The sequence below is a fragment of the Acidobacteriota bacterium genome, from assembly GCA_039028635.1.
Taxonomy (GTDB): Bacteria; Acidobacteriota; Thermoanaerobaculia; order Multivoradales; family JBCCEF01; genus JBCCEF01.
In genome coordinates, this window is record JBCCHV010000002.1 from 97,001 (window position 1) to 110,999 (window position 13,999).

10 protein-coding genes are annotated in these 13,999 nt (G+C 67.0%); all 10 read right to left on the reverse strand.

Going from position 1 to position 13,999, the window contains the following annotated elements; translation table 11 throughout:
• Positions 1-14 precede the first annotated feature (14 nt).
• Positions 15-2,279: a TonB-dependent hemoglobin/transferrin/lactoferrin family receptor gene (locus tag AAF604_01590; GenBank protein ID MEM7048314.1), complete on the reverse strand. Its 2,265-nt coding sequence runs from the start codon at positions 2,277-2,279 to the stop codon at positions 15-17.
• Positions 2,280-2,675: 396 nt separating this feature from the next.
• Positions 2,676-3,479 (reverse strand): mechanosensitive ion channel domain-containing protein, encoded by an 804-nt coding sequence (locus AAF604_01595; protein MEM7048315.1) that lies wholly within the window; start codon positions 3,477-3,479, stop codon positions 2,676-2,678.
• Between the two features lie 99 nt (positions 3,480-3,578).
• Entirely contained in the window at positions 3,579-5,834 is a 2,256-nt protein-coding gene (locus AAF604_01600) for an MMPL family transporter (GenBank protein MEM7048316.1), read from the reverse strand.
• A 90-nt stretch (positions 5,835-5,924) separates the two neighbouring features.
• Positions 5,925-6,884, reverse strand: coding sequence for a 6-bladed beta-propeller (locus tag AAF604_01605; protein MEM7048317.1), 960 nt, complete (start codon positions 6,882-6,884; stop codon positions 5,925-5,927).
• 89 nt (positions 6,885-6,973) lie between these two features.
• A complete protein-coding gene (locus tag AAF604_01610; GenBank protein MEM7048318.1) occupies positions 6,974-7,540 on the reverse strand; it encodes a hypothetical protein in 567 nt (188 codons plus the stop codon).
• Positions 7,537-8,721 (reverse strand): choice-of-anchor Q domain-containing protein, encoded by a 1,185-nt coding sequence (locus tag AAF604_01615; protein MEM7048319.1) that lies wholly within the window; start codon positions 8,719-8,721, stop codon positions 7,537-7,539. The genes AAF604_01610 and AAF604_01615 overlap by 4 nt, the downstream gene beginning before the upstream one ends.
• Positions 8,722-8,760: 39 nt before the next feature.
• Positions 8,761-9,297 carry a DUF6265 family protein gene (locus AAF604_01620; GenBank protein MEM7048320.1) on the reverse strand — a complete coding sequence of 179 codons (537 nt, stop codon included), beginning with the start codon at positions 9,295-9,297 and terminating at the stop codon, positions 8,761-8,763.
• A gap of 201 nt (positions 9,298-9,498) precedes the next feature.
• On the reverse strand, positions 9,499-10,260 hold the full coding sequence (locus tag AAF604_01625; GenBank protein ID MEM7048321.1) for a hypothetical protein: 762 nt from the start codon (positions 10,258-10,260) through the stop codon (positions 9,499-9,501).
• A 299-nt stretch (positions 10,261-10,559) separates the two neighbouring features.
• Positions 10,560-13,223 carry a tetratricopeptide repeat protein gene (locus AAF604_01630; GenBank protein MEM7048322.1) on the reverse strand — a complete coding sequence of 888 codons (2,664 nt, stop codon included), beginning with the start codon at positions 13,221-13,223 and terminating at the stop codon, positions 10,560-10,562.
• Positions 13,220-13,792: an ECF-type sigma factor gene (locus tag AAF604_01635; protein ID MEM7048323.1), complete on the reverse strand. Its 573-nt coding sequence runs from the start codon at positions 13,790-13,792 to the stop codon at positions 13,220-13,222. Before AAF604_01635 ends, AAF604_01630 begins: the two co-directional genes overlap by 4 nt.
• Positions 13,793-13,999 lie beyond the last annotated feature (207 nt).

The window sequence follows — 13,999 nt, forward strand, 5'->3', positions numbered from 1 at the left end:
GGATCACCTCGCTCCTAGAATTCCATCCGGAACTGCAAACCGAAATTGCGGCCCGGACTGGTGAAACGATCGAGCGTCGCCGAGCCTTCGTTCTGGCCCCGGGCATTGGCCCAGATCCAGTAGGTCTCGTCGCTCAAGTTCCACGCCGTGGCCTGCAGCGAGAGTCGATCCGTCAGCCGCACCCAAGCCGCCAGGTCGAAGACCTCGTAGGCGGGGGCCTGGAAACGGGTCGAAGTGGACGGCAGATCCTCGGCGCTCTTCTTGGAGGTTACCGTGGCCGTCCCCTCGACTCCCCAGCGATCGGCCGAATAGCGCAGACCGGCAACCAGCGAATCGGGCGCGATCGACTCGAGGGGCTCGTCGATGGTCGTGTTGTCACCCTCGGTCTGGGTGTAAGCACCGCGCAGCAGCCAGTTGTCGCCGAAGCGCAGCTCACCGGCGAGCTCGAGACCGGAGATCTCGACGTCATCGACGTTCTGCGGCTGGAACTCGACCAGGAAGACCTGCGGGTTGAAGCCCAGGAAGACGGTGTCGATGAAGTCTTCATAGGTGTTCTCGTAGGCCACGATGCTGAAGCTGCCACGAGAGTAGGAGCCACGGAAGCCGAGCTCGATGTTCTGGCTGGTCTCCGACTCGAGATCCGGGTTCGGCAGGGTGCGGTAGCCACCGCCCTGGTTGGTGAAACCGTTGTTGACGGCGCTCATCGGCGGCGCCCGGAAACCCTCGGCGTACTGGGCGAAGAGGGACAGGCTGTCGCCCAAGCCGAGCACCGCACCGAACTTCGGCGAGACCGAATCTTCGGTCAGGTCGACGGGAGCGGGAGTGCCCGGGTTGCCGGCCAAGAAGACGGTGTCGTTCTGGTCCGCATCGAGATCGTAGCTGTCGAAGCGCACGCCCGGGATCAGGCGCAGGCGGCCCTCGAAGAGCTCGATCTCAGCCTGCAGGAAGGCACCGAGCTCGTCGACATCGCTCTCCGGGAAGTACTTCGTCGGGAAGGCGAGAGTGGTCGGCACCGGAGCGCCGGTGTCGCGGAAGAACTCCTCCCGGTCGCGCAGCTGATCGAAGCTGTCGCGACGCAGCGAGACACCGTAGGTCAGCAGGTTCTGGTCGCCGGCGCCCCAACCGGTGCGCGCCTCGACATCGAAGCCGTAGGTCTGCTGGTCGAAGGCCACGAGGCCGCTGCGATCGGCCTCCCGCTGGCTGGGCAGGCGCACCGAAGTGGTGTTCTGATCGGTCTCGGCATCCTGCCAGTAGCCGCGCCAGAGCAAGGAGTCGATCCAGCTGGTGTCGAGCACGAAGCTCTGCTCGACGCTGAAGCGCAGGCGATCTTGCGTATCGACGGCATCGGAGTCGATGGTCGCGGCGCTGAACGGCGACGCCGGCCGGCGGGAGCTCAGGATCTCGGTGTCGGCCTCGCTCTGGAACCACTCGACGGTGAAGTCGAGCTGCGAGCTGTCGGAAGTGCGGCCGAGCTTGGCGAGGACGTTGTCCTGCTGACGATCGATCGGATTCGGCTGGGTGCGGGTGAAGTTCTGGGCCCCGTTCTCACCCTGGTTGTCGAGCTCTTCGCCATCGCGGCGGCTGTAGAGAATCGAGCCCTGCCAGCGGTCCGTGCCGCGGGCAAAGACCAGCGTCTCGGCGAACTCGCTGGCGCGACCGTCATAGCCGGCCTTGAAGCCGAAGTACTGCGGCTGGCCGGCGAGATAGCTGCGCGGGCTGCGGGTGCGCAGGGCGACCACGCCGCCGAGGGCATCGCTCCCGTAGAGAGCCGAGCCGGCGCTGCGCACGATCTCGGCGCTCTCCAGAGAGTCGAGGTCGACACTGTACTGGGTGACGCTGAAAGGACCGAAGTCGAACTGCTCGGCGGTCGGAACGCCATCGACCTGGGTCAGCACGCGGTTGTCACCAATACCCCGAATGTTGAATCCACTGAGGCCGAGGCGAGTGACGTCGCCGTCGACGTAGACGCCCGGCGTGTACTTGACCAGGTCGGCGACGTTGGTGTGGCCGAGATTCTCGATCTCATCGGCGGCAATGACGTCGACCTGTCCAGGAGTCTCGGCGATGGTCCGCTCGGAAAGGCTGGCGGTGACCGTCACCGTGTCGAGAAAAGTTCCCTGCCCCTGAGCGGCCTCCTCACCGACCTCGGCTTCGTCGCCAGACTCCTCGGAGAGTTCTTCCGCCACCACCGAGGTGACGGGAATCAGCACTAGTAGCAGCATCAGGAGCGAAGCCCCGAGGGCTCCCCAAAAGCGCGTCGGATCGATGAAACGGCGCATTTCACATTCCTCCGAGACCCGAGCCCCGCGGGTGCGGCACCCGGTTCTCAAACCGGCGATGGACCTGGCTTTCTCGCCAGAAACGGACAAGCCACCGCCATCTTCGAAGATCGCCGCGACTCTCACCTCCCAGCCTCGCAGAGAGCAATCCAGCGAGGGCAGATCACGGCCTTATTGAGACGACGTCTCAATAGATGAGCTTTTATATTGGACCAATTCAGTCCGGTTTGTCAAGACGACAAACCCCTGGAATTCGGCTCTCGCAGAGTGCGAGAGGTCCCTGCTGGCGGACTCGCCGAGGACTCGAAAGGGGCGCGCCGAAACCGCGGCGCAAAGCGGGCGGCGGAGCGCCGTCGACCGGCGCTCCGCCCGGGGAGTGGGAGCTTGCGGTTGGCCTCAGTCGACCTTGTGGAGCACCATCTGATCGAAGGGAATCTCGATACCGGCGGCCTCGAGCTCGCGGTTGAGGGCCAGCCGCACCTGGTGGTGCATTCCCGGGAAGTCGTCCGGCAAGCTCCAGGGACGCACCAGGAAGTCGAGGGACGAAGCACCGAAGCCATCGAAGGCCACCGACGGCGCAGGATCGTCGAGCACCTTGTCGCAGCTCTGGCAGGCCCTGATCATGACCGCCATGGCGCGGTCGACATCGGTGCCGTAGGCGACGCCGATCGAGATATTGGCGCGCAGCTTGCCCCGCTCGGAGAAGTTGACGATGCTGCCACCGGTGATCTCGCCGTTGGGGATGATGATCTTCTCGTTGTCGGGAGTCACCAGGGTGGTGGCGAACAGGCCGATGTCGTTGACCGCCCCGGTGTGGCCGCCGGCGGTGATGCGATGGCCGAGATCGAAGGGCCGGAAGAACAGCACCATCACGCCCGACGCGAAGTGTCCGAGGGTGCCCTGGAGGGCGAGACCGACGGCCAGGCCGGCGGAGGCCAAGAGGGCCACCAGGCTGGTGGTTTCCACTCCCACCTTGGCGAGGGAAGTGATCACCGCCGCAGCGAGGACGGCGTACTGGACGATGGCACCGAGAAAACGGGCCAGCGCTTCGTCCACGTTGCTCTTGCGCATGACCCGCATGGCGAGCGCCCGGGCCCACTTCGAAGCGATCCAGCCGACGATGAAAATCGCCAGAGCGGTGGCGATCTGCACCACCAAGGGCATGTACTGCGAAAACTGCTCCGGAACCGGTACTTGCATCGAGACCTCCTCAGACTTCGAGATTCAAAGGACGAGCGCAGCGGCGAGGGAGGACGCCCTTCCGGCCTCCTGATATCGACTGAACAGCATTTGCGGCGATTATGGCAGACGCCTTTTTTCCTCTCCACGGAAGCCGACCAGGGTCACCCCGGCGGCGGTCACCATGGCGAGGGCCACCAGCAGGCCGAGGCGGGAGTTGGCGGGCACTTGCGAGAGGCCCAGCAGTCCGAAGCCGAGCCCCAGAGCCAAGGCGTCCAGCAGCACCGCCGGAGCGATAGCGGCCCGCGCCGCCTGCCGACTGCCGTGGGCCCGCTCACGCGCCATAAAATGGACCGAAAAATCGACTCCGACCCCCAGGCTGAGGGCCAAGAACATGGAGGTCGCCACGCCCATCGGGATGCCGCACCAGCCCATCACGCCGAGACTGACCAGCGCCGCCAAGGAAACCGGCAAGAGGGCCCGCAGGGCCCGCCCAAGGCTTCCCGCCGACCAGGTCAGCAGGAGCAGGATTCCCAGCCCTGCCAGCGCCAGAGACTTCAGCTGACCCCCGACGATGGCGGCGATCATCGCCTGACTGACGGCGACGTCGCCGCCGATCTCGACGCGACCACCGAGGGGCTTCAGATCGCGCTCGGCGAGCTCGTCGACCCGGCCGAGCACCGCCGCCGTGTCGCGGTAGTTGGCGTCGCCGAGAAACACCGTCACCAAGCCCTGCCGATAGTCGTCGTCGACGATCTCGCGGCGCCGATCCGGACCTCGGCCGAGCTCGATCCGCCGCCACATGCGGCGGATGTATTCGGCGTCGTCGGGAGGTGCCCGCGGCCCGGCGGGCCGACCGCGGGCGAGATGGGTCACCGCCGCGAGATGACCGTAGGGCCCGAGGACACCCCCCACGGCCGGCAAGGAGCGCAGTCCGCGCTCGAAGCGCTCGACGGCGGCGAGCACCTCGGGGTCCCAGAAGGGCTTGGCGTCCTGCGCTTCCCCGCCGGTGGCCGGCAGCTCGAGTCGAAGCTGCAACCGATGGGCGCCATAGAACTGCTCGTTGAAGCGCTCCACTGAGCGGCGGAAGTCGCTACCGCGGGCGAATCCACTGACCCAGCCGTCTTGAACCTCGAGCCGCAGAGCGCCGGCGACCAGCACCAGCAACGCCAAGGCGGCTACCAGCGGCCAGCGTCCCCGCAGCCGCCAGCCGGCGAAGTGCCACCCATCTCCCGGCGCCACCCAACGGCGAGGGCCGAGCAGGCGCATCAACACCGGGGTCACCGTAAGGGACCAGAGGAGACAGAACAGCACGCCGACGGCGGCCCATGAGCCGAAGCTGCGCACCGGCGGCAGGTCCGAAGCCAGAAACGACAGAAAGGCCAACGCCGTGGTCAATGAAGTGAGCGCCACCGGACGGGCGAGCTCCGCCACCACGGCGCGGGCGAGACAGCGACCGGCGACGGCCGGCCGGCGGCGGGCGATGCGCTGCCCGACGGCCAACAGATGGATCTCGTCGGTGAGGGCGAGGGTGGTCAGCACCACCGGCAGGATCGCCGTCGTGAGGTAGATCGGCTGGCCGCTCCAGCCGAGCAAACCGAAGGTGAAGATCAGGCAGCCCAGGACCTCGGCGAAGGCCAGGGCGACGGCCCAGGGGCGACGAAAGAACCATCCCAGAACCAGCGCCATCAGCAGCAGGGCGAGGGGCAGAAGGCGCTGCAGATCGGCTAGCACATGGCGCCCGAGCAGGACCTCCGCGGCCGGCGCCCCGACCAGGAATGCCTGCGTCCCCGCCGGCAGCTCGACCTCGGCGAGGACGTTCTGCACCGCCGTGACCAGTCTCTGCCGATCGACCCCACCGGGAACCTTGACGAGGGTTGCGGTACTGGCGCCATCGACCGAGACCAAGGTCCCGGTGAGAATCGCCGCGGCCGCGATGTCCCGCTCGAGCTCGGTGAGGTCGGCGGCGCTCTCCGGCAACGGCGAGAGGAAGGGCGAGGCGTCGATCGAGTCCACCCGATCCCGCGGCTCCGTCACCAGGCTCGAGAGCGCGCCCCAACCGAGCCCTTCGAGGCCGGCCAGGGCGCCGTTCAGCTCGCGCACCGCCCGCAGCCGGTCCGCCGACAGAATGCCCCCGGCGCGTCCGGTGTCGATCACCACCACCAGCGGGTCGCGGACTCCGAAGATCTGCTGAATTCGCTGGTCAGCGAGCAAAGCCGGCGCATCGGACGGCACCAGAGCGCGGCCATCGAGGCGCAGCTCGAGACGCGTCAGCCCGGGGGCCGCCAGGGCCAGGAGCAGGCAGAACGCAACGATCACCCACCGCGGATGATCGATGGCCCAGAAGGACAGCGTCCGCGGCAAGGATCGTTTCAACAGGCCGCCCTTCGGATGGAGAATGCCGGCGAATCCGCTCCGGGCGCTCGCCCACGGCACCGCCCGCCGGTCGATCTCACGGCCGGGAAATCAGTTGGGGCGGAAGACCTGGATCCGACCGTTCATGCCGTCGGTGACATAGAGCCGGCCCTTCGAGTCGATGCTGATGTCTTCGGGATAGTTGAACTCGCCGGCGCGCCCGCCCTGCTTGCCGAACACCCCCTGGGAGTTGCCCTCGGCATCGAACTTCTGCACCCGGTGGTTGCGACGATCCACCACCCACAGGTTGCCGGCGGCATCGAGGGCGATGCCCTTGGGCTCGGCGACCCGGCCGAGCTGGTTGCCGATGCTGCCGATCTGAGCCACGAAATTGCCCTTGGCATCGAGCTTCTGGATGCGGTTGTTGTCGGTATCCGAGACGAAGATGTTGCCCGCCGAGTCGAGGGCGGCATAGGTCGGGCGCCGAAACTCTCCGGGTCCGGTTCCCTTCTTGCCGATGCTGCGCAGGAACTCGCCGCGCTCGTCGAAGATCTGCAGTCGGTGGTTCTCGGTATCGACCACCAGGATTTCGTTGGCCGGCGTGACCGCCACCCCGGTGGGCATCTCGAACTCGCCCTCGCCGCTGCCGCGCTTGCCGAACACCAGCAACGTCTCTCCCGGCTTCTCGAGAAAGGTGGAGGTGCCGACCTCGGTCTTCTGGATGCGGTGATTGGCCGCATCGACCACCAGTAGCTTGCCCTGATGGTCGATCGCCACCCCTCGTGGCTCGGCGAACTGCCCCGGCTCCGTGCCGCGCACGCCCCACTTGTCGATGAACATCATGTCCGAGGTGAAGGCACGCACCAGATCACGGCCGGTGTCGGCCACCACCACCAGAATGCGGTCGCTGGCCGTGCGATCGAAGGCCACGATGCCGCGCACGCCGCGGAACTGACCGGTGCCGTTGCCCGGCTCGCCCCATTTGTAGAGGAAGGTCGCCGGCGGCTCTTTCTCGGCCCAGGACGGCCCGGCGGCCACCAAGATCAGGGCCAGCGCTCCGAGAACCGTCATCCGCATCGCCCATCCGCCAGCTTGAATCCTCGACATCGTGCTCGTCCTCATGGGTTGGAAATTGGTTCCACGAGCCACCAAAGGCTCGCTCAGTCGCTTCTCTGGCGCTTGAAGTCGCCTTCGATGGTGGTGTTCGGCAACACCTTGCGAAGGCGCTCGACGCCCGCCACCGTGACCTGCGTGTAGACCAGGCCGAGCCACTTGAGGCGGGTCATGTCCTCGAGCCAGCGCAGACCGCGGTCACTGGTTTGGGTGTAGGTCAAATTGAGGCGCTCGAGGCCGACCAGGCCGGCCAGATGACGCACCCCGGCATCGGTGACCTCGGGCAGGTGCAGGTCGAGGGCTTCGAGCTCGGCGAGGCCGGCAAGATGAACCAGGCCCGCATCGCTCACCGAGCCGCCGATGCGCAGCTTGTACAGCCCCTGGATCTGGGCCAGGTGGCGCAGTCCATCATCGCCGCCGCGCCACAGCGAGTCGGTGGTGACCATGACCCGTTCGCCACCGTCCTCGCCGACTCGCACCCGCACCTGGGCGCGCAGCTCGCGCAGCGCTTCGAGGGCGGTGTCGTGGGCCGAAGGCGAGGCTTCAGGAGCTGCCTGGGCGGCGCCGGCGAGAACCCAGCAGAACAGCAACCCCAAGCCGCGAAACCGCCTCAACGGCCGACCTCCGCAGCCGGAAGCAGCTCGACGGCCCCGATGTCGCAGCGCCCGGCGGCGCCGCCACGACGCTTGCCGCGCTGGTCGCGCACCGAGCAGGCACCGTCACCGCTACCGGGCGGCGCCGGGCTGCCGGCATCGAGGGCCGGGCTGCCGGCGCGTGGCAAATGGACCAGCTGGCCGTCGACCTCACGCAAGGGTCCGAGGCTGGCGCGGGTTTCGAGCAAGTCGCCCCGGGCCTCGCCCTGGAGGGTGCACTCGAAGAGTTTCTTGCCCAGCAGGTTGTGGCCTGCGGAGCGCAGCGAGCCCTTGCATTCGGCCGAGATCATCGCCTGGTTGTTGGCCAGGATGCTGTTGCCGAGGACCACCGAACCGAAGGTGAACAAGCCACCTCCGGTGACGTGGGCCTGGTTGTCGGTCACCGTCGAGCCATAGATCTCGAGCTCGCCATAATTCTGGATTCCGCCGCCGCGGTTGCCGGCCCGGTTGCCGCTGATGGTCGAGCTTTCGATGGTCACCGAACCCTCGAGCCACAGGCCACCGCCGGAGGCCCAGGCATCGTTGTCGGCGAAGGTGGTGCGCTCGATCCGGACCCTTGCCGGACCGAACTGCTCGGCATTCTGCAGGCCTCCCCCCACCCCACCGCGCCAGCGCGCCGAGTTGCGCCGCAACAGCGAGTCCCGCAGCACCAGGGTGCCGTCATTGCGAATGCCGCCGCCGTCATCGCCGGACTGGTTGTCTTCGATGACGCAGGAGTCGACCACCAGCTCGCCGACGTTCCAGATGGCGGCACCATCGAAGCCGCGCGGCGTCGCGCCGCCGGTCAGCACCAAGTGCCGCAGCTCCAGCCGCCCGGAGGCCGCCACTCGCAGCAGGCGAAAGGGCTGGTCATCGTCGGCCAACCGTTCGAGGCGGGCACCCCGGCCCTCGATCACCAGGTCGTCGGTGATCGCCGGCAACCCGTTGCCGCCTTCGTTCTGGTGGTCGGAGCTCTCGAGGCGGTACACCGCATCGGCTTCGAGAACCAGCACGTCGCGTCCGGGGGACTGATTGCTGCGCGCGATCGCCGCCGCCAGCGAGCACTTCTCGGGCGCATCGCACTCGGCCGGTACGAGAATCTCACCAGCCTGAAGGGACCCCACCGAGCACAGGAGGAGACAGACAGAGACCAGAGCCCTCATCGCGAACCGCCCTCACCGCGGATCGGGGGAGTCAATGCCTCAGGAACCACCTTTGACGAGGGCCGAGCGATGCTCCTCACCGCCGCAGGGAACCGCCGTCATGCGGAAGTTCTGCACTTTGGTGCCGTCGGTCTTTTCGATCTGGGCCACCAGTTGATCGTCGTCGATCAAGCGGTAGGAAACCCGCTGCGGATAGTCGTGCTCCGGATTCTCGAACACCGCCTCCGTCGCCGAGGACCGAGCCAGCGGGAAGGCCACCGTCTCCTTGCTCGCCGGGTAGGGGCGGTAGGCGATGCCGTCGGCCGTCTGCTCGACCCGAATGAACTCGAAGAACTGGGTCGCGCCGCCGGCCACAACCTGGCTGTTGCCGAACATGGCACCGCCCTTGGGGGCGGTGAAGGTCTCGCGGATCGAAGCGCCGCCCCCGAGATCGCCTTCCCAGCAACCGGCCATGAAGGACAAGCGGTCGATCGAAACCGCCTCCTCCGCACCGTCCGCCGCCTCGCCACCGGCCGCCTGCGGAACGGCCAGCGCCAGCGCCGACACCAGCGTTCCGAGCATCAGAATCGCTCTCATCGATACCTCTTGGCTCGCGGATCGCATCGCGTTCTCCTCGCTCCCATGGCGGAGTTTGTTGGCGGCCCGCCCACCAGCGGCAGCGCCTCCTCGGCCCATCTCGGCTTTCAGGACTGACGCCGGCCATGTTCTCACGTGCGCTCGCACGGCAATGGCCGCACGAGCGCTTCGGCGAGGTGGCAGAGGTCGGTGGTCGGAGGCCTACTGGCCCTTGAGGGTCATCTTGCCGGCCCGAATCGCCTTCGAGATGGCCACCCCATCGTCGAACTCGGCCTTGGTGATCTGGAACATGTCCTCGCAGGTTCCCGGATCCCAGCAACCGGTGTACGGGCAAGGCCCGGTCGGGAACGGCGGCTCGCCGGCGTTGTTCTCACCGCCGACTCCAGCACCCGCGGCCGTGTTGTCGAGGGCTCCCGGCTTGACATCTTCTTCCGGCCCGCGGAACGGCTTCGAGAAGGCGACGCTGATATTGCGCGGCGGAATTTCGTAGACGTTCTTCGCAAAGGCGACGCCGGGCTTGTTCTTCGCCACCCGCTTCTGACCGATGTAGATGTCGTAGATGGCGTTGTAGATGATCATCGCCGGGTAGTCGTTCTCCTCGGTCAGCGAGATCACCAAGCTCTTCGGCTGCACCGGCACATCGGACAGCTTGAAGGTGATGTCGGCATCGAGGAACTCGCTGTAGCCGTAGAGCTCCCAGTCGGCGATGGTGAACTCGATCTGACGATGGCCGAGGCCATTGCGCTTCGGCAGCTCGCGCTCGAGGCGCATGAAGGCGGTCAGCTTGAGGATCTCGACCGGGTTCTCCATGTCTTCACCGGCAAAGATCGGAATCGTGATGATCGACTGCTCGTATTCCGTCTCGGCGTACTCCGGGAATCCTGCGGCGCCGGCCACCATCGGGGTGCCGACCGCCAGCAAAGCGGCCAGAGTCCACAAAATGCTCTTCTTGAGACCACGCATAACGACCTCCGTTTCGTCCTTGGGTCGGTGACCGCCAGGACCCCGATCACCGACCGTCCGCTCGATTCACCGGCATAGGCGAAGCCCCAGCGCTCCAGGCGCTTCCCTCGCCGAAAGACTGCGCAAGTGAATTCAGATACAGCGATCATTGTATGCGATTTAACGCAGGTCAACAAGCTAAACAAAACGAGCATCCGAACACTCAAACATCTGAAAACACGAAATTTTTCATGGCGCGAGAGCCGAGCAGCGCCGACTCCGGAGCGGAGCCGACGACGCACTCCGAAAGCGAAACCGCCTCAGCGACTCCTCTCCATCCCTGCGAGAGCTGCACATTTTCCGCCTTCGCCTGCCGGTGAAGATTCACTTCGGAGATGGTGTGCCGCCAGCCGGGCGGCGGCGGCACGGGTCAATCGGGACCTCTCTCCGCGCTCCCGGAGCACGGTGCGATGGCCCTCCTCGAGCCACTCCAGGGCCTGCTCTCGACAACCGGCGCGAGACAGTACCGCTCCGTGAGCGCTGCGCGCGAACCCGAGCAGCCAGTGGCGCGGCGGCACGGCAGCCGCAATGGCGCGATGGGCGAGCTCCGCCTCCTCCAGGGCCTCGGCCAGGCGCCCGCGCTGCTGCATCAGCACCTCGGCCAGGTAGAGCCGGCTGTGGCAGGTGGAGCGATGCTCCGGTCCGAGCACCTCTGCCTGCCGGCGAATGGTCTCGACCAGCCGGGATTCGGCCTGTCCCAGCCGACCCGCGGCGAGATCGAGGCCCGCCAAGGTCCGGTGATAGCTCAGGGTGCCGCGATCCGCTGGCCCCCAGACCTTCAAGGCCTGCCCGAGGGCGCGCTCGGAGTAGGCGCGAGCCTGCTCCAGGTCGCCCAGCTCCCAACTCACCAAGGCGAGCGACTGGAGGTCCTTGGCGACCTCCGGATGATCTTCGCCACGCAGTCGAAGATCTCCCGCCAGCGCCTCCTCGAGGAGCCGGCGAGCACCCTCGAAGTCGCCCTGCCGAAAGAGCGTCTCTCCCATGGTGGCGACCGCGGTGACGGTCTCGGGATGGAACGCCCCTTGGGTGCGCCGCCGTATCTCGAGGGAGCGACGCATCAGCTCGACCGCTTCCTCGGCTCGTCCTTGGCGTACCCGCACGACCTTCAGGAAGTAGAGCCATCGAGCCTCGTCCGGCGTACCGAGCAGGCCGGCCTCGGCCAACAGCCCACGCGAGCGCTCGAGCTGCTCCTCGGCGGCCGGCAGATCGCGCTGCAGGCTCAACGCCCAGGCCAGATTCATCACCGTCAACGCCTCGCGCCGATCCCCTCGACCGGCGAAACCTTGGGCAGCGCGCCGAAAGGCCGCCTCGGCCCCGGGAAAATCCCCCCGGTAGTAGAGCAAGCGGCCCTCGAGATCGAGCCGGCGGAGACGGTGATCGGGCTGGGTTTGCATCGGCTCCAGCCGGGTGAGGTGCTGCGCTGCAGGAGCGAAGCGGCCGGCATCGAAGAGCGCCAGGATGACCGCCTCGAGGCGATCGAAGGTCACCGGATGGCTCCGACCGAGGACATCCCGCGCCAGACGCCAGCTCTCCTCGAGCAGGGCCAAGCCTTCGTCCAAGTTGCCGCGATGGAAGGCGGCATCGCCGAGGTCCGCCAACAGACGGGCCTGCAGGACCGGTTGATCGGCGAGGTCGCGCCGCAGCTGCTGGGCGGCAAAGAGCAGCATGCGGTCGAGATCGGCGCCCTCACCGTCCCGCGCCAGGTCGGGATTGTCGTAGGGGTCGGTGAAGCTCAGGACACCGGCCAGCAGATCGGACACCCGCTGGGACGCCTGCTCGGCTCGCGCCACCTGACGATCGGCCCGCCAAAGGGAGCCCATCGCCACCAGCGAAGCGAGCCCAGCGAGCAACAGCGCCGCCGTCGCCCAGCGACGCCGCTGGACGAGCTTGCCGAGGCGATAGACCAACGTCGGCCCGCGCGCCGCAATCGGCAACCCCTGGAGATAACGTCCGAGATCGCGATCGAGGGCCGCCACGGAGTCGTAGCGCTCGACCGGATCGTCGACCAGGCTGGTCTGCACGATGCGCTCGAGATCCCCGCTCAGCTCGATCCGCAATCGTCGGGGTGTGGAACGACGCAGGTGGGCCGCTCCTGCAACCGGCTCGACAGAGCTCGAATCGCCCGTCGGACGGTGACCGTAGAGCAGCTCGCAGAGCACGACCCCCAGGGAATAGACGTCCGAGACTCGCGTGGCCTCCCCGCCCTGAAGAACCTCCGGACTGGCGTAGCCCGGCGTCAGAAAACGCTGTGTGGTCTCGTCCCCGGCCTCCGCCGCCAGATACTTGGCGATGCCGAAGTCGAGCAGCCGCGGCTCGCCTTCGTCCGTCACCAGAATGTTCGAGGGCTTGAGATCGCGGTGGACGATGAGCTGTTGATGAGCGTGCTCCACCGCCTGACAGACCCTTCGAAAGAGCTTCAAGCGCTCCGCGATCGGCAGGCGACGGGTGTCGCAGAACTCGGTCAGGGGAAGACCTTCGACGTACTCCATGGCAACGTAGGGCTGTCCGGCGCCGGTGGTTCCGGCATCGAGAAAGCGCGCGATATTGGGATGGGCGAGGCGCGACAGGATGCGGCACTCGCGCAACAGGCTGTCGGCGCGGCCCCCGTCGCGGAGCACCTTGACCGCCAACCGCTGAGCGAGCCCCTCGTCACGCCGGCGACAGAGGTAGACCCGCCCCATGCCACCACTGCCGAGAAAGCTCTCGACCCGATAGCGATCGAAGACGGGCATTTCGTCGACGCGGCGGTGGGTCGAATCGTCCCCAGGATCGACGGCGAGAAGCTCCTCGACCACCCGGCGGAGATCGGCATCGTCAGCGAGGGACCGGTCGAGAAACGCCGCTCGCTCACCCGGCGACAACGCCACGGCCTCCTCGAAGATCTTCTCCGCCAGTCGCCAACGTGGTGGCGAAAGCTCTTTCACGACAGGCGACGAGCCAGCCAGGAGCGGGCGAAGCGCCAGCGTCGCTGCACCGTCGACCGCCCCAGGTTGAGGGCATGGGCGGTCTCGTCGAGACTCAGACCGGCGAAGATCAGGAGCTCGACCACCCGCGCCGCCGTCGCCCGTATCTCGGCCAGCTCTTCGAGGGCGCGATCGATATCGAGGAGCGAGTGGGAGGGCGGCAGCAGACCCGGCGCCGCGACCTCGTCGAGGGACAACAGGGCGACACCGGAGCCACGCTTGCGACGCAGCCGATGCTTGGCTCGATCCACCAGCACTCGTCGCAGAAGAGTCGACGACAGGGCGAAGAACTGCTCACGGCTGTGCCAGTGGCAGCGGTTCTGACGGGCCAGACGAAGAAACACCTCGTGGGCCAGCTCGGTCGCCTGCAGCGCCGTGTGGGGCTCCCGCAGTAGCCGTTGTCGCGCCAATCGACGCAGCTCCGGATAGAGGCGCTCGAAGAGATCATCCGTCGCCTGCTCGTGGCCCGCCGCCCAGGCGGCCAAGAGCGCCGTGATCTCGCCATCCGCCGTGGCTTGGAGTCCGGCCATTCACACCTCCGAAGTCGGCCCGCGCTCCTCGCCCGGAGCGGAGCCTTCAAGTCTCGAAATTGCCTTGCCCTAACAACGGACGCATCAATACGAAAATTTCCTGACCCTGGCCGCGAAAGTTCGTCGCGTAGAGGACCGGTGGACCCCGAAAGGAGCCCACGAGAGTCCGCCATTCGACGCTTCCCAGCTGGCTTTGGCCAGCCCGAG

What these genes read in the sequence shown, in the direction of transcription:
- AAF604_01625 (MEM7048321.1), bottom strand. Translation starts at nt 10,260, where the DNA reads ATGCGTGGTCTCAAGAAGAGCATTTTGTGGACTCTGGCCGCTTTGCTG.
- AAF604_01615 (MEM7048319.1), bottom strand. Translation starts at nt 8,721, where the DNA reads ATGAGGGCTCTGGTCTCTGTCTGTCTCCTCCTGTGCTCGGTGGGGTCC.
- AAF604_01595 (MEM7048315.1), bottom strand. Translation starts at nt 3,479, where the DNA reads ATGCAAGTACCGGTTCCGGAGCAGTTTTCGCAGTACATGCCCTTGGTG.
- AAF604_01620 (MEM7048320.1), bottom strand. Translation starts at nt 9,297, where the DNA reads ATGAGAGCGATTCTGATGCTCGGAACGCTGGTGTCGGCGCTGGCGCTG.
- AAF604_01605 (MEM7048317.1), bottom strand. Translation starts at nt 6,884, where the DNA reads ATGACGGTTCTCGGAGCGCTGGCCCTGATCTTGGTGGCCGCCGGGCCG.
- AAF604_01590 (MEM7048314.1), bottom strand. Translation starts at nt 2,279, where the DNA reads ATGCGCCGTTTCATCGATCCGACGCGCTTTTGGGGAGCCCTCGGGGCT.
- AAF604_01635 (MEM7048323.1), bottom strand. Translation starts at nt 13,792, where the DNA reads ATGGCCGGACTCCAAGCCACGGCGGATGGCGAGATCACGGCGCTCTTG.